Source organism: Cellulosilyticum sp., from assembly GCF_982396655.1.
The window spans coordinates 19,600-38,368 of the sequence record NZ_CEVXFV010000008.1 but is presented as its reverse complement, the minus strand read 5'-3'; the positions used below and the strand labels follow the sequence as shown (position 1 = coordinate 38,368).

17 protein-coding genes and 1 riboswitch are annotated in these 18,769 nt (G+C 36.5%); of the genes, 1 reads left to right on the top strand and 16 read right to left on the bottom strand.

Annotation, left to right across the window (positions count from 1 at the left end):
* Positions 1–13 precede the first annotated feature (13 nt).
* The 15 genes from hemA to AC1VAQ_RS05205 all read right to left on the bottom strand — a co-directional run bounded on the left by hemA (position 14) and on the right by AC1VAQ_RS05205 (position 14,697).
* The gene (hemA, locus tag AC1VAQ_RS05275) at positions 14–1,261 is read right to left on the bottom strand and encodes a glutamyl-tRNA reductase (protein ID WP_302595890.1); all 1,248 of its coding nucleotides are present in this window, start codon (positions 1,259–1,261) and stop codon (positions 14–16) included.
* A gap of 165 nt (positions 1,262–1,426) precedes the next feature.
* Positions 1,427–2,140, bottom strand: a complete 714-nt coding sequence (locus AC1VAQ_RS05270) for a cobalt-factor II C(20)-methyltransferase (RefSeq protein WP_302595892.1) — start codon at positions 2,138–2,140, stop codon at positions 1,427–1,429.
* A gap of 66 nt (positions 2,141–2,206) precedes the next feature.
* A complete protein-coding gene (locus AC1VAQ_RS05265) occupies positions 2,207–2,998 on the bottom strand; it encodes a sirohydrochlorin cobaltochelatase (protein WP_302595893.1) in 792 nt (263 codons plus the stop codon).
* A 69-nt stretch (positions 2,999–3,067) separates the two neighbouring features.
* Positions 3,068–3,826 (bottom strand): precorrin-6A reductase, encoded by a 759-nt coding sequence (gene cobK, locus AC1VAQ_RS05260; RefSeq protein WP_302595896.1) that lies wholly within the window; start codon positions 3,824–3,826, stop codon positions 3,068–3,070.
* The gene (gene cobJ / locus AC1VAQ_RS05255; RefSeq protein ID WP_302595898.1) at positions 3,823–4,548 is read right to left on the bottom strand and encodes a precorrin-3B C(17)-methyltransferase; all 726 of its coding nucleotides are present in this window, start codon (positions 4,546–4,548) and stop codon (positions 3,823–3,825) included. Before cobJ ends, cobK begins: the two co-directional genes overlap by 4 nt.
* 120 nt (positions 4,549–4,668) lie before the next feature.
* A complete protein-coding gene (gene cbiG, locus AC1VAQ_RS05250; RefSeq protein WP_302595901.1) occupies positions 4,669–5,799 on the bottom strand; it encodes a cobalt-precorrin 5A hydrolase in 1,131 nt (376 codons plus the stop codon).
* The gene (locus AC1VAQ_RS05245) at positions 5,783–6,535 is read right to left on the bottom strand and encodes a cobalt-precorrin-4 methyltransferase (protein WP_302595902.1); all 753 of its coding nucleotides are present in this window, start codon (positions 6,533–6,535) and stop codon (positions 5,783–5,785) included. The genes cbiG and AC1VAQ_RS05245 overlap by 17 nt, the downstream gene beginning before the upstream one ends.
* On the bottom strand, positions 6,528–7,097 hold the full coding sequence (locus AC1VAQ_RS05240; protein ID WP_302595903.1) for a decarboxylating cobalt-precorrin-6B (C(15))-methyltransferase: 570 nt from the start codon (positions 7,095–7,097) through the stop codon (positions 6,528–6,530). Before AC1VAQ_RS05240 ends, AC1VAQ_RS05245 begins: the two co-directional genes overlap by 8 nt.
* On the bottom strand, positions 7,087–7,701 hold the full coding sequence (locus AC1VAQ_RS05235; protein WP_302595905.1) for a cobalt-precorrin-7 (C(5))-methyltransferase: 615 nt from the start codon (positions 7,699–7,701) through the stop codon (positions 7,087–7,089). Before AC1VAQ_RS05235 ends, AC1VAQ_RS05240 begins: the two co-directional genes overlap by 11 nt.
* A complete protein-coding gene (gene cbiD, locus AC1VAQ_RS05230; protein WP_302595908.1) occupies positions 7,698–8,840 on the bottom strand; it encodes a cobalt-precorrin-5B (C(1))-methyltransferase CbiD in 1,143 nt (380 codons plus the stop codon). Before cbiD ends, AC1VAQ_RS05235 begins: the two co-directional genes overlap by 4 nt.
* Positions 8,841–9,043: 203 nt before the next feature.
* Entirely contained in the window at positions 9,044–9,676 is a 633-nt protein-coding gene (locus AC1VAQ_RS05225) for a cobalt-precorrin-8 methylmutase (RefSeq protein WP_302595909.1), read from the bottom strand.
* Entirely contained in the window at positions 9,663–10,784 is a 1,122-nt protein-coding gene (locus AC1VAQ_RS05220) for a pyridoxal phosphate-dependent aminotransferase (RefSeq protein WP_302595910.1), read from the bottom strand. The genes AC1VAQ_RS05225 and AC1VAQ_RS05220 overlap by 14 nt, the downstream gene beginning before the upstream one ends.
* 14 nt (positions 10,785–10,798) lie before the next feature.
* Complete coding sequence (cbiB, locus tag AC1VAQ_RS05215) at positions 10,799–11,761, bottom strand: adenosylcobinamide-phosphate synthase CbiB (protein ID WP_330697483.1); 963 nt, start codon at positions 11,759–11,761, stop codon at positions 10,799–10,801.
* A complete protein-coding gene (locus AC1VAQ_RS05210) occupies positions 11,751–13,151 on the bottom strand; it encodes a cobyrinic acid a,c-diamide synthase CobB (RefSeq protein ID WP_302595912.1) in 1,401 nt (466 codons plus the stop codon). Before AC1VAQ_RS05210 ends, cbiB begins: the two co-directional genes overlap by 11 nt.
* On the bottom strand, positions 13,144–14,697 hold the full coding sequence (locus AC1VAQ_RS05205) for a cobyric acid synthase (RefSeq protein ID WP_302595915.1): 1,554 nt from the start codon (positions 14,695–14,697) through the stop codon (positions 13,144–13,146). The genes AC1VAQ_RS05210 and AC1VAQ_RS05205 overlap by 8 nt, the downstream gene beginning before the upstream one ends.
* Positions 14,698–14,936: 239 nt before the next feature.
* Positions 14,937–15,150, bottom strand: a riboswitch (cobalamin riboswitch).
* A gap of 318 nt (positions 15,151–15,468) precedes the next feature.
* On the opposite strand from AC1VAQ_RS05205, the gene AC1VAQ_RS05200 reads away from it, so the two are divergent.
* Positions 15,469–17,724 carry a diguanylate cyclase gene (locus AC1VAQ_RS05200; RefSeq protein ID WP_302595917.1) on the top strand — a complete coding sequence of 752 codons (2,256 nt, stop codon included), beginning with the start codon at positions 15,469–15,471 and terminating at the stop codon, positions 17,722–17,724.
* A 46-nt stretch (positions 17,725–17,770) separates the two neighbouring features.
* On the opposite strand, the gene AC1VAQ_RS05195 is transcribed toward AC1VAQ_RS05200, so the two are convergent.
* Entirely contained in the window at positions 17,771–18,760 is a 990-nt protein-coding gene (locus AC1VAQ_RS05195; RefSeq protein WP_479903567.1) for a hypothetical protein, read from the bottom strand.
* Positions 18,761–18,769 lie beyond the last annotated feature (9 nt).

Sequence of the window (18,769 nt, the reverse complement as noted above, 5' to 3'; positions counted from 1 at the left end):
CCTACCTTTCTTTTCACTTTTCGTTGTTTATCGTAATGCCAAATAACTTTTCTACAACATCCATATAAGCCCCACTTTGCTGTTTTGCTTCTCTTAAATTAACTATAGGCTCACGAATGACCTTTCTAAGGGCGCTCATTAAATATTTATTAATAACCTCTTCTTGCTCCTGGGAAAGCATAACCTTTTTACTTATTTGATGCATTGTATGTTTACCAATAGTTTCACACTTTTCATTAAGCTGCCATATAATCGGATCTATGCGTAAGTTCTCTAACCATATCTTAAGCTTCTCCATACTTACCTTAATCATCTCTTCCGCCTGACCTACAAGCTGCTGCCTTAAAGCGTTGTTACTACTTGAAATTTCCTTTAAATCATCAATATCATATAAGTGTATACCTTCTAGCTCCTTAATAGCTGGATCAATATCTCTTGGCATAGCAATATCCATAATATAAAGAGGTTTATGAGGTACTTTTATATTTTCTTTCTTTAAAATCACATGAGGTGATGCTGTAGCTGAAACTACGAAGTCCACCTCTTCTAAAACCTTATAGCGGTCTTCATAAACTACAGGTGTAAGCCCCTCATATTTGTCTGTTAAAGCTTCTGCCCTTGCATGGGTGCGATTTGTGACATAAATCGTCTTTACCTTTTCAGCCTTTAAATACTTAATAGTAATTTCATTCATTTTACCCACACCTATAATGAGGGCCTTTTTATCTTCAAGTCCGCCTTGCATCTCCTTTAAAAACTTTACTGCAATATGACTTACTGAAAGCGGATGCTCTGACATTTTTGTCGCTGTTTTAATCTCCTTAGCTGTAGTGACAGCTTCACGAAAGACCTTATTAAGCACTTTCTTACTTGTTCCTTCTTCCATAGCTAATATCTGCGCGGCCTTCACTTGACCTAATATCTGATCTTCACCTAATACAATAGAATCAAGTCCAGCTGCTACTCGGTATAAATGTAACAGCGCTTCTTCACCTTGTTTGGCAAATAAATAGTTTCTAATCTCTTTTATATTAAAATAAGTCTCATAGAAATCCTGAACTAAACTAATCTTATCTTCAATCTGTGCATCACAAATATAAATTTCACTACGATTACAAGTAGATAAAACAACACATTCTTCCACACCTACAGCCTTAAAAAAGCTTAAAGCTTCTATTTTCTTACTTTCCGTAAATGCTACACACTCTCTTATTTCAATAGGGCAAACTTTATGATTAACCCCTATTACAGCAATCTCCACATTGCACCTCCTTCTAGCGTTTTTAGCTTTATGCCCTTTCTTAAAACGACTTATTCTCTCTTAAATCTTCTTAAGAAATCTCATAACACTTCATTCTTTTACCTTAAATCATACAATAGGCTACCGCCAAACTTTATAGTTTGGCGACATACCTTTTTTATACCTCTACATTGCAGACTTTGATACATTTTTATTAATAAGTATTGTTGAGAAATATGAAATTTTATCTTTTAATCCAACTTCTTTTAAATCTCTATATACAGCTTCACTATCCTGTGAAGAATTACTCACTAAGATAGCATACTCCAATAGATTATTTTCTTCAATCTTATTAATGATTTTATCAAAGTTACGGTAAACCTTCATTAGCACTAATGAATTATAATTTGCTAAAGCATAATCAATTTTTTCCTCTGCCGCAGTACATGGTAACACAATTAGCGGCTCTTTATCCATAACTAATGGAAAATTTTGGTTAGACGCAATATGAGAAAAAGATGAAATACCTGGTACTGTTTCTACTTCTATTCTCTCCATAAGGCGCTCCATAATGTATACATAGGTACTATAAATCATAGGGTCCCCTAATGTGATGAAACCTACTTCCTTACCATCTTCCACATCTTTTACGACTTCATCTGCAATGGCATCCCATGCTTTTACCTTTTCGGCTGTATTAAAAGTCATTGGGAAATGTCTTGTTTTAATTTCTAAGTTTTCTTTTAAGTGTGGCTTCACAATAGAAAGTGCCAAACTCCCCTCATCCTTACTTGATTCAGGTGTATATAAAATATCTAATTGATGTAAAACTTCTACAGCCTTTAGGGTGAGTAATGAACTATCCCCTGGCCCTGTTCCGATTCCATAAAACTTTGCCATAATCTTCTCCTTTATTAAAGTTAACTATTCATAGTCCTTACCTTATATCTCACGCATTATCCTATTCTATGAGCACATATTTTCATGGGTTAAACTTTCTTTAGCATGGACGATAAAACGTTGTTGTACCCCATGATATTCACCAAGACCTTTTAAGATAATCTTCACTTTATATCCCGCTTCTTCAAAAATAGTCTTCCATGAATCCTCTTCATCACTTGCCATATCATTAATCGCATGGTCTCCTGCTACTAACATAAATGGTGTTAAATAAACTGTCTCTATTTTGTCTTTCTTCAGCTTATGAAATACTTCATCAATCTCAGGATACCCTTCTACAGTCCCTACATAAACCTTCATATGTTCTTGGTCAAACATGTAATCAAGGGCACAATACGCAGCATGCGCTTCATGTTGTGTCCCATGTCCCATAAATACAATGCCTTCCCCTTTTTCTAACTTTGGCAGTTCATCTTTGATGGCTTCAATAGCCAATTTATAGTCTTCAATACGTGTTAAAAGTGGACGTCCTAATGTAATTTTCTTAAATTTATCTTTATAAGCTTCTACTTCTTTTTTTAACTTAGTAAATTCATCCCCACAAATAATGTGAAGTGATTGTACCACAACTTCCTCATAACCTAGTTCTAAAATTCGCGCTAATGCCTCCCCTGGATTATCAATCACTAAGTTTTCTACTCTCGCAATCTTTCTAATAATCATCCCTGATGTATAGGCTCTAAAAAAGTCATAGTCCTTAAAAGCTTCTTTAATTTCATTTTCACAGGCTGTAATTGTCTTTTCTCTTGTCTCTTTATAGCTCGTTCCGAAGCTCACAACTAATACGGCTTTTTTCATAATTATTCCCTCATTTTCTTTCTTAACTTCACAATCTAATCTAATCTAATCTAATCTAATATTTCATTTTTATCTTAATGTCTCGATACAGGCTATAAGTTCTTTAATTTCATGATACACACAAGGATACGCTAAACCTGCCCTTTTTATAACAATAGTCCTAATCCCTAGCTGCTTACAAGGTCTAATCTTTTCCAAGAACCCACCTTCATTGCCACTTTCCTTCGTAATCATGCAATCAATAGCATATTCCTTATAAAGAAGTGCATTCATTTCTTCTGAAAATGGCCCTTTCATCGCTATAATATGGTCTGGATTTAGTCCTAATGCTTCACATTCTTTAAGTACCTCACTCGTTGGTAACACCCTTGCAATGATATTTTTGTCTGGCAACGCTTTTATAAACTCGCCTAATGTTTTGCTACCTGTCCCCAGGAAAATATTTTGACCTATTTGTGATGCAACCTCACAGGCTTCGGCTGTATTTTGCACAACATATAGATTTTCATCCTTTATTGCTTCTAAAAGTGAAGGTCTTTCATAACGCACATATGGAATACTAAGTGCTTGGGCACTCATCATGCCATTTTTTGAAACCTCTATGGCATAGGGATGCGTTGCATCAATGATTAAATGTATGTGCTTCTCCTTCATAAAGGCTATCATCTGCTGATTATCCATTTTGCCTTCTAAAATACACGCTGTTACCTTAAGTGCTAATTGTTTGCCATACTCTGTTGTAACAGATACTATGTAGTCTAGCTGCAATTCATTTAATGCCTCACATATTCTAAGACTATCTGACGTCCCACCTAAAACTAAAATCATACAGTATATCCTCTAGGTGTAATCATTAAATCTCCTGCAATAAAAGTTGATTTATTTCCAATAATAACCATTGTTGTCATATCTACAACTTCATAGTTCATTGTATCGAAAGTACAAATAATCTTCTCTTCCTCCTTACGTCCTGCATCTTTAACGATGCCAACTGGGGTATCACCTGCTTTAAATTCTCGCATAAGTTCAAAGGCCTTTTCTAAATGGTCTTTACGTCCCTTGCTTCTTGGATTATAAAGACAAATTACAAAGTCTGCCTCAGCTGCAAGTCTTAAACGTTTTTCAATGACTTCCCAAGGTGTTAATAAATCGCTTAAACTAATATGACAAAAATCATGCATAATAGGTGCCCCCAAGATAGCTGCCGACGCAATACTAGCTGTCACCCCTGGTACCACCTTTACTTCTATATGTGTTTCTTCTTTACTGGCAAGCTCTAAGATAAGCCCTGCCATGCCATAAATCCCACTATCACCGCTACTTACAACAGCTACATTTTTACCACGCTTAGCAATCTCTATAGCTTCCTTGCAACGTGCTACTTCCTGGCGCATCCCATTTTGTAAAACTTCCTGATGTGTCAGCATATCCTCAATCAATTTAATGTAAGTCTTATATCCTACAATAATATCCGCTTTTTCAATGGCCTCAATAGCTTCCACTGTCATTGTTTCTTTACCGCCAGGTCCTATCCCTATAACTGAAATCATACGTTTTCTTTCTCCTCTTACTTCTTATTTTAAATTTTATTTCATTGCATTTTATTGCTTTTAATTCTTTGTTTTTAATTCTTCACTTTTAATTTTTTTTGCTCTTTTATCTTTTCACTTTTATCTTTTCACTGTTTTTCCCACTGCCCACGTAGTCCCTGCAATTTTTGCTTTATGTACCACAAGCTGTCTGCCACTCAGCAAATAAGCTACTGGTTCTGCTACACTATAAACGCCTACATTCTTCTTCACAAATTCGGATTTCTCAAAAAGGTCTTCAACCTCTAAAACTTCTTTACGGTCTATAATCTCAAAGGGTACCTTAAGCATATGCGCTAAATCTTGCATTGCCTTTTCATCTTTCTTTAAGTCAATGCTGCCTACTTTGTATATGGCATTTGCATCAATATCATTTTCATCCATAAACTGATAAAAGCTATTTATAAAATGTGTACTTAGGGTATTTCGCTTACAGCCCATTCCCAAAGTTAAGTCTCTAGGCACCACTTTAATAATCCTTGGCAGTTTAGCTCTCTCTATTATGTCTTGATTTTCCAATATCTTAAGCTGCTTTCGTGTAATATAAACTAATATCTTTAGTTCATTTAATAACACCGCTTGCCCTGACGCCTTAGAAACACCTATCCCCCTTGCTAAATCAATCTGCTCTAGTACAATAAATCCGCGCTGATCTATTTCATATTCTGGCACATCTTGAATATAAAGTCCTATCTTCTCATGATGAACCAAAGCATAGTTAACCTCTTTTACACTCTCTCTAAAGTCTGCAATATACCCATGCATCTTCTTAGCAATGTTATCAAGAGCTGCCACTTCATTTATATCTGTAGATGTGGTAATCACTGCATGGGCACTTATTGCCTCACTTATAAACCTTGTCAGTTCATTAGCACCGCCCATATGACCGCTTAGTAAGCTGATGACATTTTGACCTTGTTCATCTAAGACTACAATAGCCGGGTCTGTAAATTTACTTTCAATATAAGGTGCAATGCTTCTTACAACAATGCCTGTGGCCATAATGAAAACTAATGCTTCATAGTTTTTAAAAAGTTTGCCAACTTCCACTTTAAGGCTTTCTCCAAAGCTTATACTGCCTTCACCAGCAAGTTTCTTTGAAACGTAAATTTCTCCGCTTCCTATCAATTGTTTTAACTCATAAGCCAATGCCTTTCCCTTTTCAGTCACAGCAATGAAAGCTATCTTTTTAATATTAAGGTCTGAATTCATGTTTGAAGTCCTTATCATACAGCTTTGAATAATTGTACTCCTTGCCTAAGAAACGACCTACCATAATAAGAGCTGTTTTATTAATGCCTTCTGCTCTGACCTTTACTGCAATATCTTGAAGCGTCCCGCGAATTTGTTTTTCATCTTCCCATGTTGCCTTATAAACAACTGCTGCTGGTGTCGTCTCTGGGTAACCACCTGCTACTAACTTTTCTACTACCTTCTCGATTTCCTGTGTTGATAAGAAGATGACCATAGATGTTTGATGTTGTGCATAGGACTCTAATGATTCAAGTGCTGGTACTGGTGTTCTGCCTTCCATTCGTGTAATAATCACACTTTGTGAAACTTCTGGTACAGTATACTCTACGCCTAATGCTGAAGCTGCACCTAAGAAAGAGCTCACCCCCGGAATACAGTCATAGCCCACGTCATATTTTGCCAGCTCTTCTACTTGTTCACGTATTGAACCATAGATTGAGAAATCGCCTGTTTGAAGACGTACAACTTCTTTGCCTGCTTTAATGCCTTCCACAAATACCTTAGTGATTTCTTCTAAATTCATATAAGCACTGTCATGTAGCTCACAGCCTTCTTTGCAGTAATCTAATAATGCTTTATTAATTAAAGAACCTGCATATACAACAATATCTGCCGTTGATAACGCCTTATATCCTTTAAGGGTAATTAATTCTTTATCTCCAGGTCCTGCACCTACAAAATGTACTTTATTCATTTTCTTCACTCCTTTTCGTTGCTTCAATTAAAAATATAGGATTGTGGGGCTTGAAATATTCACCTTTTCCTAACTTCTCTAGCTTACATACGCTTAGCATCGTTGCATCTATATCTACAAAGCCATACTGTCTCATAAGACGTAAGCATTCATTAAATGTATCTAAAATAATAAAGTTTGCGACCACCCTGCCGCCTTCATTTAAAAGCTCATGACACCATTTTATGATTGCTTCTAGGTTCCCACCTGTCCCGCCAATGAAGATGCCATCCATTTTATCTTCTAGGGACACTGGGGCATAGCCCTCTACAATCTTTATATTTTCTAGCTGAAATTTTTCTTTATTCTTTTCAATAAGCCTCAAGGCTTCCACCTTACACTCAATAGCTACTACTTCTATATCCTCATATGTTTTAGCTACTTCTATACATACACTACCTGTTCCAGCACCTATATCTAAAAAGTGTTTTTTACCTTTTAAATCCAACTTATTAATCGCAATGGCTCTTACCTCTTCCTTTGTAATAGGCACCTGGCCTGTAATAAATTCACTATTCTTCATCTGCAATCACCACCACATTCATTTCATAATTTTTACGTCTCATTACCTCTTCTGGTCTTAACCTTGTAATGCATTCATTCTCATAAGATAAGTTCTCACCGATCCACATAACCTTTTTTAAGCCGCTCTTTATAATCTCATTTGCAATTTCATAAGGCCCTATTTTTTCATCTGTTACCATAGCCACCTTTTCGTGGGCTAATATAAAAGGAAAGTTAGGTGTTTTTCCATGACTGCTTGTGATATAAACATCATTCATATTCATAGGTATTTGGCTAAACATATACGTAATAGCACTGATGCCTGAAATAATCTTAAAACTGCCTTCTTCTAACTGCTCGCTTAAGTACTTACCTATGCCATAAGTCATAGGATCACCAGAAGCTACAACTGTTATCTTCTTCTCTTTACTATTTGCTTTAATAAACTGAAGGATTTCCTTAAGATTATTTCCTATTTCTAAAGTCTCACCGCTAAAAAGTGACTGTAGGCTTTCTAAATTACGTCTTCCGCCTATAAGTACCTCGCTTTCTATAATTGCTTCTCTTCCTTTAACCGTTAATAATGCTATATTTCCAGGCCCTAAACCTACAATCTTAATCATCTTTCACCTCCACCGCCGTCAATCTTACTATACTCCGCTAAAAGTGCATTCGTACTTTTTGAGCGACCTAATTCTTCTCCTGCCATTGAAAATAACAGTACGCCTACATTGATCGTGTCATCATTTAAATGCATCTTGCATCTGCGCTCACATTTATCAGCCAAGAGGGTGTATACCTCTTCTAAACCTTCTCTTTCAATAATCTCCATAGCTGCCTCAGTTGTTGGACATTGCTCTACCTCTTTAAGAATATTTAAGTTTGCCCCCATTAATGCCAAATTAGCTATCATCACTTCACTTCTAGCATCTGCTACCTTGCTATGGGTATGAAAGATTCCTGCTGCCACCTTTACAAATTTTCCTAGGTGACCTGCTAAAATAATATTTTTAAACCCTATACGCTTACACTCTAGAAGCATATATCCGACGAAGTTGCTCATACGTACCACATATTTGCTCTCTAGTTGAAGGGTATCTGCCACAAAGCGCTCTCCATGATTTCCTGGTACTAATATAATATTTTCTATACCTTGTGCCTTCTTCATTTCTAATTCAATGGATAAAGACCGCTTCCAGCCTTCATCTGACATAGGCTCTACAATGCCAGTCGTTCCAATAATAGAGATACCACCTACTATGCCTAGTCTAGGATTAAAAGTCTTCTTAGCTATTTCTTCACCCTGTGGGGCAAAAATTGTAATGTGAATCCCTTTATTTTCACCAATCACTCGCCCTACTTCTAATCTAATCATTTGAAGTGGCGTTTTATTAATTGCTGGTGCCCCTATTTCTAAGCCTAGCCCTTTTTTAGTAATGCGTCCTACACCTATTCCACCCTCTATGGTGATACCTATCTCCTCTTGCCATCTAGCTGTAGCATAAATTAACATCCCATGAGTAGCATCAATGTCATCACCACCATCTTTTTGAATAGCACAGGTCACAGATTGCTTAGTTCTTGTAATATCATGTACCTTAAGATTTAGAGGAATTCCTTTAGGTGTATCAATATATACTTCATCAATTTCTTTCCCTACTGAAAGCATAATTGCTGCGGCCTTAGCTGCTGCTGCACTACAGCTTCCCGTGGTATAACCCCTGCGATATTTCTTGCCATCTATATATACAAATTCCTCCATAGGCATCTCCTTCTATTTATTCTTCCTATCCTACTTATTCTTCCTAAAAAGTCTTCTTAAAAAACTCCTTAACTGTCATCTAACAAATTCTTTAACAAAACTTCTTAGCTTTACATACGCTTACATCTCATAAGCCTTCTAAGTAAACCTTGCATTAAACTTGTTTTACAAGGCTTACTTAGCATCTAGCTTATAATTTATCCTTAAAAACTATAAACAATAGCATTAATAATAGCTGCTGCTAAATTGCTGCCACCTTTTCTTCCTTTAGAGAGAATATAAGGGATATCAGTTGCTTCTAAAGCATCTTTAGACTCCGCTGCCCCTACAAATCCTACAGGCACCCCCACCACTGCATCTACCTGTAATTTGCCTTCTTCATGAAGTTCCATTACTTTATAAAGCGCTGTTGGTGCATTTCCTAATACAAAGAGCTTGCGACCTGGCTTGGTAGCTGCATATTCTACTGCCGCCATAGAACGTGTCATCTCCTTTTCTTTTGCTAGAGCTGCTACACGTTCATCACTTACATAGCATTTTACTTCTACGCCTAGTGCTTTTAATCTATTTTTATTAATGCCACTCAGCGCCATATTTGTATCTGTATAAATTGTTGCACCATTTAAAAGGGCATCTTTAATACTTGCTACAGCTGTCTCTGAAATTTTAAGAATTTCTAGGTAATCAAAGTCAGCTGTCGTATGAATGGCACGCTTAATAATCTTTTCTTCTACTTCATTTTTGAACTGATAACCAGGACTAATTTCATCAATAATCCCTTGAATAATCTCAAAACTCTTTTGTTCAATAGCCATTGGATCTTTAATATAACTCATGGTCTATTTCCTTTCTAAGTGCTGTTATTAACTTGTTATTTTCTTCTTCGCTTTTAACTGCTATACGGATAAAATGCGCATCTAATCCTTTAAAATTAGAAGCATCTCGAATCAGTAAGTCATATTTTTCAAACAAAATTTTCTTTAAATCATAAGCCTTAAGTGTCTCTAGTTTAAGAAGTATAAAATTCGTATCCGTCTCATAGACTTTAAGTCCTCTTATTTCTTTTAAAGATGTCATCATACGTTTGCGCTCTAAGTCAAAGTAAGCTTTACTTTCTTTAATATAGGCTACATCTTGAAATAATGTTGGCGTCAATGTTTCTGCAAAACTATTTACAGTCCAAGGCTCCTTATATTCATACATACCTTCTAGTAATTCACGATTGCTGCTTACACCATAACCTAATCTTAGCCCCGGTAAGCCAAAGAATTTAGTTACCGCCTTAATAATGATTAGATTTTTGTAATCCTTCACTTTACTTACTAAGCTGTATTCTCCCTCTGCTGGTACAAATTCCATAAAGGTTTCATCCACTATCAGAAGCTTTTCTTGCTCTGCCATCATCTCCAATATACTTGCTAAATACACTGTATTTCCCGTTGGATTATTAGGATTACAAATAAATAAAGCATCGACTTTTTCTAAACCTTCTTTAATTTTCACCTCATTAATTTTAAAGCTGCTTGTTGCCTCATGACTATGTACTTCTTCTAAATAGAAATCATAAACTGACATACCACTTAATCTGCTACTTCTCTCATATTCCGAAAAAGTAGGATTCACAATGCCCAAAGTCCCACCAGCAGGTAACTTTTCACTAAGTGTCTTCATGAGCAAATACATTACTTCTGTCGCACCATTCCCAACGATAATCTCATGAGATGCTACACCCAAGTATTTTGCAATCTCATTTCTTAACTTCGTATAGTGAATATCTGGATAAGCTGTAGCTTTATACAAAGCTTCCTTTAATTTATCCTCCAGTCCCTCGGGAATCTTTGGATTAATATTCGAACTAAAATCTATAATAGCCCCAGCCTCTTTCCCATAAGCCTGTGCCATTTCCTCCACATTTGCACCATGTCCCAAAGCCTTCATCTTCATTCACCTTCTCTCTCCTACTTAAGCATCCACCAAAGGGCAACTTTCCCGCCAACAAATAGAATCACTGCTACCACGGATGTCATATACATTAGCTTATTAGTTCTCACAATATCTTCTCTTTCTGTCTCACGCTTTTTATCACCTATAGTTGGCTTATATACCTTTTCTCCAAAGTACACATTCGTGCCACCAAGCTGAATTCCCAGTGCCCCTGCTACAGCACCTTCCGGATAGGCACAGTTAGGACTCTTATGATTTTTACGGTCACGCATTGCGATTTTTATACAATCCCTGGCATTATATCCTAATAAAAAGCTGGCAATCATCATTAATAAAGCTGTTATCCTAGCTGGTATGTAGTTAGCAATATCATCAATTTTAGCTGATGCAAATCCGATATCAGCATACTTTTCATTTTTATACCCTACCGTAGAATCTAATGTATTAATAGCCTTATAAGCAAAGGCTAATGGTGCCCCGCCAATACAGGCATAAAATAATGGCGCAATAATACCATCCGTTGTATTTTCTGCAACAGTTTCTACTGTAGCACGTACAATCTCACCTTCATCTAACTGGGTTGTATCACGTCCAACAATATAAGAAAGCTGCTTTCTAGATGCTGCAATATCACCATTTCCTAATACCTTATAAATTTTAACTGCTTCATCCTTTAAACACTTTGTGGCAAGTGTTGTATAAATAAGAAACGCATTGACTACAAAGGCTAATACTGGGTGTATACTTGCAGCTTTTACAATGCCCCAAACGATGATATAAGTTGTAAACACTGTGATAAACCATAGTATAAAACCGCCAATCTTAAGTCCCCTTGAAGACTTCGCTGTCCTTCTTACCTTGTTTTCTACAAAACGAATCAGCTTTCCTATGAAACGTACTGGGTGTGGAAATTCATAAGGGTCTCCAAAGATTAAATCCAGTATATAGCCAACAATAATCTGTATACTACTTATCATCCCTCTCACACCCTTTACTTAAAAATTGCGCCAATGCTGCTAAGTTACTATAAAAGTGAATGTGTAAATAAGTCGCTAATGTATTTCCTTTGCTATAACCACCTAGCCATTTATCCTCTTCTCTCGCCTTAGCTGTCTTTTGCATAATATAAATACCTTGCTCTTTACTTTCAAACTCTGAGTGATGAAACTCATGTCCTCTTAAAGCCTCACCTGCTTTTGAAAGAAGCGTTTCTTCCTTTGCTGTACCATAACAGTAGCCAAAGCGTTTAAGTGACTTTGTCATACGACTTACCCCTTCAAAAACACCTACCATTTCATAAGTATTTTCATCATGGTCCATAAGTAATTCTCCTAGATACATAAGTCCCCCACATTCTGCATAAATAGGTATGCCTATTTCATGGGCAGCTTTTATTGATTCCCTCATTGACCTATTAGCTGCTAACTCCTTCCCAAATACTTCAGGGAAGCCGCCACCAATATAAATATAGTCACATTCTGGAAGCTTAGGATCCTTTAATGGACTAAAGTATTCTAACTCTAACCCTATATCCCTTAATAAATCTAAGTTATCTGCATAATAAAAGTTGAAGGCTTTATCATAAGCTACAGCCATCTTTTTCCCCTTCACTAATTTCTTTAGCTCCGGTAATGCTGGTTCATAGTCTGCCCTAATATCTTCTGTATCACAAAGTTCTAAGAGACGATTTATATCAATATACTTTTCAATCTCCTCTCCAAGACACATAAACTTCTCTTCCAAAGCTTCCATCTCATCACTTGGTACAAGCCCTAAATGTCTTGAAGGTAATCTAAAGTTCTCGTTTGGCGGAAAATAACCTAATACCTCTACATTGCAATACTTCTCAATAGACTCCTTCACTAACTTATAATGCCCCTCTGTACGTACATTATTGGCAATAACACCGCAGATATTAAGCTGTGGGTCAATTTGCTGATAACCTAATACCATAGCTGCACTAGAAGCTGCCATAGCCTTTGCATTAATTACCAGCACAACAGGGATATTTAAAAGCTTCGCCATACTGCTGCTACTGCATACATTAATATCTATACCCTTGCCATCATATAAGCCCATAACGCCTTCTACAACAGCCACATCTGCATCTGATTTTGCCTTATTAAAAAGATATTTAAGCTGCTCTTCTTCTAACATATAAGCATCTAAATTCCTCGAAGGGCGCCCTGTAATATATCCATGATAAGCTGTATCAATGTAATCAGGCCCTACTTTATAAGGCTGTACAATCATGCCTCTATTTTTCAATGCCTGCATAATCCCTAATGAAATCGTCGTTTTGCCTACACCACTACTTGTACCAGCAATTAATAGCTTCTTTCCTGTCTTATTTAATTTTTTATTCATGACACACTCCTTGCTGTCCTATATGCTCATATCCTAAAATCTCATAAATAGCCTGCATATCCATGTTTTCACGTACAACTTGTGCAAGCTTATCATATTCACCTTCTTTAAAGCTTGCAAAAGAAGTTACTTCACTTTCAATATGCTCTAAATTCTTAGTCTCCCTGATTTTATTAAGCAGACTTCTTAAAAACTCTGCTTCATCAAAGATACCGTGCATATAAGAACCAATCACATTGCCTTCCTCATTTATGCAGCCTTCCAAGTGACTTACCTTTTCGCCTAAACTATTTTCAATAGTTAATAAGTCCTGACATGGCCCTATCTTTGTACTCACACCCATATGAATTTCATAACCTTTTACTTTTCTTCCACCTAAATCTTTTAAAATTCCTGGTAAATGCGGATTAATTTTACCTTCTACCTGTGTAGTAACCTTCTCTGCTGCAAATGTTGTCTCCATATTTAAGAGACCTAAACCATAACACTCTTTATGACTTCCCTCTACACCATATGGATCATATATTTTATGTCCTAGCATCTGATAACCACCACATACACCCCATATAAGTTTACCTTGGCTTTGAAGCTTATGAATTTCTATATCTAAGCCACTTTCCTTCAGATACATTAAGTCACTGATTGTATTTTTACTCCCTGGAATAATGACCATATCTGTCTCACCAATTGTTTCCCCACGTCTTACATAACGAAGGTTTACATCCTCTTGCGTCTCAAACATGTTGAAGTCTGTGAAATTTGAGATATGAGGTAAGTAAATAACAGCCACATCAATAGGCTTTCTCTTATCTCGTTTATTATTAAAGCGACTAGATAAGCTATCTTCCTCTTCAAGTTTTAAATGTGTATAAGGAATAACCCCAAGAACAGGAATCTTAATAATATCCTCTAGCATCTTAATGCCTGGGTCTAAAATCGTCTTATCTCCTCTGAACTTATTGATAATAACCCCTTTAACACGTTTACGTTCTTCTTCTGTAAGTAGCATAATCGTTCCTGCTAAAGAAGCAAATACACCCCCACGGTCAATGTCCCCAATTAAAATAACTGGTGCATCAGCAATTTCTGCCATCCCCATATTAACAATATCTTTAGCACGTAAGTTAATTTCAGCTGGGCTACCTGCCCCTTCAATAACGACTACATCATGCTTACTGCTAATGTCTTCATAAATCTCACGAATCATTCCAGCAAGTTCAGGTTTAAACTCATGATACTCCCTAGCACTCATATTTTTGTAAACTTTCCCATTGATAATGACCTGAGATTTTCTGTCTGAAGAAGGCTTTAATAAAATAGGATTCATGCAAACCTGTGGTTTCATACCTGCCGCTTCTGCTTGAAATACTTGTGCTCTTCCCATTTCTAAGCCTTCATCTGTAATATACGAATTAAGTGCCATATTTTGTGATTTAAAAGGAATAGGTGATAATCCATCCTGCTTAAAAATTCTACAAAAGGCCGCTGTTATAAGGCTCTTGCCTGCATCTGAACAAGTACCTTGAAACATAATACATTTACTCATCATCATTTCTCCTTTTAATACGACTATACTTCTTCATTTATATTGTCATTCACTTAAAAAATTCCAATAAAAAAGTTCCCTCACGGGAACTCTAATTTACGCATGTTCAATAAGGTGCTATCTCTTATTTTAAATCTAAAATTCAAAAAATTATTTTTGTGATCTATGTAAGATATATAAGATTTTACACTTTTGATTAGGCACTGATTGCCTCATACATAATTTCTTTCCCTCCGAAAGCATTATCCTTATTTTAGGTAGGTCTCCTGGCTTATGCATCATCAATGTATTTGCCTTCCCAAGTCTAATATCCTTTAGTCTCAGTGACATATTAAATACATCTCCTCATATACAGTAGCGGGGGCTGCAGTGTTTCACACATTTCCCTGTTACGAAAGTTAATTGATTAGCCTATGCATCTATCAACTTTACACCCAAAACGTTACTATTCTATTTTCTCTTCTTTGTTATATCTTTTTATTCTAGCATATTATCCTTATAAATCAACCTCCTCCTCTCAAATCTTGTTCTTATTACTTATTCTCTAAATATAACTTTCACATTTTTATGTGACTTTGACTATTAATCGTCTGTATAATATTGTATAATTTAAAATATTCAATACTTTTTATTGTAGAGAAACCAACTAAAAACTTGAAATATACATGTAGGTAAATAGGTTTCTCCAAATGATTTCACATGACTAAAAATCATGAATAACTAAATTTTATAAATGTGAAATCTATATACATATTTTAGGAGGAGATAAAAGTGAGCAATCAGGTCCATCCATCTTATACGATTGGCTTTTTTACTACAGGCGTTGAACTTGAATATTCTTATATATTATTTAAATCAGTCGCAAAAGTTGCCCAAGAATACCATGTAAATCTGATAAACTTTTTAGGTGGCTCTTTAAATCCTGATTTTTCTTTTCAACAATATAAATATCAATATCAATGTAATGTTGCATTCAATTATGCTACTGAGGATGTATTAGATGGAATTATTCTGGCATCTGGTGTGCTTTCTTCGTTTTTAAGTTCTTCAGAATATAGCCACTTTTACTCTAAGTATGCCCCTATTCCTATGGTAAGTCTTGGGGCAACTGCTAAGGGCATTCCAAGTGTCTATACTGATAATAAAGCAGTATTAAAGGAACTCGTTTCTCATCTTATTACTGCTCATCACAAAGAAAATATCGCCTTTATCTCTGGCCCAAGCAGCAACTGTGATGCACTTGAGCGTTATAAAGGCTACAAAGAAGCATTGCTTGAAAATCATCTTCCTTTTCGTGAAGAATATATCCAAATTGGGGATTTCACACCAGACTCTGCCATTGAAGCTGTTAAGGTCCTTTTTGACAAAAAAAAGTTGCCTATTGATGCCATCGTCTGTGCCAATGATTCCATGGCACTCACCGTTTTAAATGAACTTCAAAAAAGAGGCATCAAAGTCCCTGAAGAAGTAGTACTCACAGGCTTTGATAATATTCATAGCTCGTCTTACTGTGTCCCTAGCTTATCTACTATTGAGCAACCCTTAGAAGACTTTGCGCGTTGTGCTTTTAACCTTCTTTTTGACTGCATTCAAGGTAAAGTCGTTCAAAATAAATTAGTTCCTTGTAAAATCATCATTCGTGAATCTTGTGGCTGTGATTTTTCTTCCACAGCACCGGTTAAAGGATTAATTGCTACGCATAAAGAAGCTGCTCTATTAACCGATTGTTTCTTAGCACATTGCCTTTACTTTTTACCAGACCATACCGCTTATAGACTTAAGGATTTCGTATTTAAAATGTATTCGCTTTTATTTTTACCCACTGCACAAAGTGACTTTCAAAAAGAACTTACCACGGACTTCTTAGCCTATAAAAATGAATTATCCCCCTCCTTACATACAACATTAAACTTAAAACATTTTCTCGCTGCGCTAAAAAAAGATCTACTCCTTAGATGTCCTGATTTAAAAATAGCTACTATCATCTCAGATTTATTTGAAACACTTACAGAGCAACTTTTTAATGATGCGCTTAAATATTATGGTCATAAAACGGACAAGCTCACAAATAACTTTGCCTTTATTCGTCAAGTTCTCTTAACCATTACACTTAACATTCACGACAAACGACTACAACTTGCTTCAATTACCAAAAGCCTTATTGCTTGTGGCATTCCTACCTGTCTCATTTATCTTTATGACCAAGGTATTACCCACAACCTAACTGACGATTGGAAAATGCCCTCTCATCTCTCTCTATATATGGGGTATATAGATGAAGAAATTATTGATACCTCAGACATTTTACCCACCGTCACCCCTAATGAAGTTGTAACCTATGGCCTAACCAAGCGTGATAGGAACTATATTTCCTTTATTCATCCTATCTTCTTTGGTAATGAGCAATTAGGTATGATTGTCCTAGAACTACCCCCTGATAACTATAATTTAATTGAAACACTTACTGTAGAACTGGGCTGTGCCCTTAAACTTTCTTCTATCTTTATGACGCAAAAAAATACTGAAACCAAATTGGAAACACTCTCTCAAACAGATGAACTAACTGGTCTTCTTAATCGCCGTGGTTTCTTTAGTAAGGCACTTAGTAGTTATAGTGATTCTAAATTTGAAAATCGTCACGGCGTTTTATTCTATGCAGATATGGATGGTCTTAAACTCATTAATGATACTTGTGGGCATAATGAAGGAGATGTTGCTATTAAAGCTATGTCTACCATTTTTAAAAAGGTGTTCCAAAGCCCTGATGATATCATTGCCCGTATGGGAGGAGATGAATTTACCATGCTCTGCCTAGGTCGTGATGCCGAATATATTGAAGAAATCCAAAAACAAGTTCATACGTTATGTGAAGAATATAATGAGCAGCATGATAAAACTTATCACTTTAGCATTTCAATAGGTGGTGTCACCTTTTCTCCCCATTCTAGGCTTACCCTAGAAGAACTTTTAAGTGCGGCTGATAAAAAGCTCTATCGCATCAAAAAATCCAAAAAGCAACACAGATAAGAGGCGCTACGAAACTATTTATAGTTTCATAGCACCTTTCTCTTTCTTATACTGTCGCAATCGTCATAAATGTAATATTACCCATCACCGAAACTCTAGTTCTTACATTGGTTCCTATTCTAAATGCAATTGTTGTTGTACTCGTTACCTTAAGTATAAAGTTTCCTGTTGTTGTAGCATTTTGGCTTATTGGTGATATTATCGTATTACCTGTTGATGTATAATATCCTCCCAACAGACCATTTATATATGGCAATGTTTGAAAATAGGAATTATATCCTGGTGTACCCGAAATAGTATATAGGATAAGGTAAACATATCCTGGTTGAAGAGTAATCGTAGTGCCATCACTACCCAAACTGATTACTCCTCCTGAATTGTATCCTTCTATTAATGAATATGAATCACCATTAAGTACCACTCCATTTACTACATAATTTGCATAGTTATACTGTGTTGTTCCTGTTGGACCAGTAGCCCCTGTTAATCCTCTTACGCCTGCCGCTCCCGTGGGACCTGTTGGCCCTGTTGGGCCTGTCGCTCCTATTAATCCTTGATTGCCCGTTAATCCTCTTGTTCCTATTGCCCCTGTTGCTCCCGTAGGACCTGTAGCTCCTGTCACCCCTCTTATTCCTGTATTTCCTGTTGGCCCTATTGGACCCGTAGCTCCTCTAAGCCCTATCTCACCTTGTGGTCCTGTTGGGCCCGTAACTCCCGTTGGACCTATAAATCCTATTGGGCCTGTTGGACCGGTTGGTCCCATAACCCCTATGTTTCCTGTTGGTCCCGTAGCGCCTGTAGGCCCTTGAAGTCCAGCTAATCCTCTTGCTCCTATACCTCCGGTTGGACCCATTGGACCTGTGGCGCCTGTATTACCGATTATTCCTACTCCTGTTGGTCCCGTTGGACCGGTTGGGCCTATCATTCCTACACCTGGAGGCCCCGTCGGACCGGTTGGCCCGGTTGGCCCCAAAAAAGAGCAGCTACTATTCATACCACATATATGTTCAGGACTATCATACGAATTATATTTCATTTTATCCTC

Excerpts from the sequence above, each read along its gene's own strand:
- AC1VAQ_RS05195 (WP_479903567.1), bottom strand. The coding sequence starts at position 18,760 with ATGAAATATAATTCGTATGATAGTCCTGAACATATATGTGGTATGAAT.
- AC1VAQ_RS05245 (WP_302595902.1), bottom strand. The coding sequence starts at position 6,535 with ATGAATAAAGTACATTTTGTAGGTGCAGGACCTGGAGATAAAGAATTA.
- AC1VAQ_RS05220 (WP_302595910.1), bottom strand. The coding sequence starts at position 10,784 with ATGAAGATGAAGGCTTTGGGACATGGTGCAAATGTGGAGGAAATGGCA.
- cbiB (WP_330697483.1), bottom strand. The coding sequence starts at position 11,761 with ATGATAAGTAGTATACAGATTATTGTTGGCTATATACTGGATTTAATC.
- AC1VAQ_RS05205 (WP_302595915.1), bottom strand. The coding sequence starts at position 14,697 with ATGAGTAAATGTATTATGTTTCAAGGTACTTGTTCAGATGCAGGCAAG.
- cbiD (WP_302595908.1), bottom strand. The coding sequence starts at position 8,840 with ATGGAGGAATTTGTATATATAGATGGCAAGAAATATCGCAGGGGTTAT.
- cbiG (WP_302595901.1), bottom strand. The coding sequence starts at position 5,799 with ATGAATTCAGACCTTAATATTAAAAAGATAGCTTTCATTGCTGTGACT.
- cobK (WP_302595896.1), bottom strand. The coding sequence starts at position 3,826 with ATGATTTTAGTTTTAGGTGGGACGTCAGATAGTCTTAGAATATGTGAG.
- AC1VAQ_RS05225 (WP_302595909.1), bottom strand. The coding sequence starts at position 9,676 with ATGAGTTATATTAAAGATCCAATGGCTATTGAACAAAAGAGTTTTGAG.
- AC1VAQ_RS05265 (WP_302595893.1), bottom strand. The coding sequence starts at position 2,998 with ATGAAAAAAGCCGTATTAGTTGTGAGCTTCGGAACGAGCTATAAAGAG.
- cobJ (WP_302595898.1), bottom strand. The coding sequence starts at position 4,548 with ATGATTTCAGTTATAGGGATAGGACCTGGCGGTAAAGAAACAATGACA.
- AC1VAQ_RS05235 (WP_302595905.1), bottom strand. The coding sequence starts at position 7,701 with ATGATTAAGATTGTAGGTTTAGGGCCTGGAAATATAGCATTATTAACG.
- AC1VAQ_RS05240 (WP_302595903.1), bottom strand. The coding sequence starts at position 7,097 with ATGAAGAATAGTGAATTTATTACAGGCCAGGTGCCTATTACAAAGGAA.
- AC1VAQ_RS05210 (WP_302595912.1), bottom strand. The coding sequence starts at position 13,151 with ATGAATAAAAAATTAAATAAGACAGGAAAGAAGCTATTAATTGCTGGT.
- AC1VAQ_RS05270 (WP_302595892.1), bottom strand. The coding sequence starts at position 2,140 with ATGGCAAAGTTTTATGGAATCGGAACAGGGCCAGGGGATAGTTCATTA.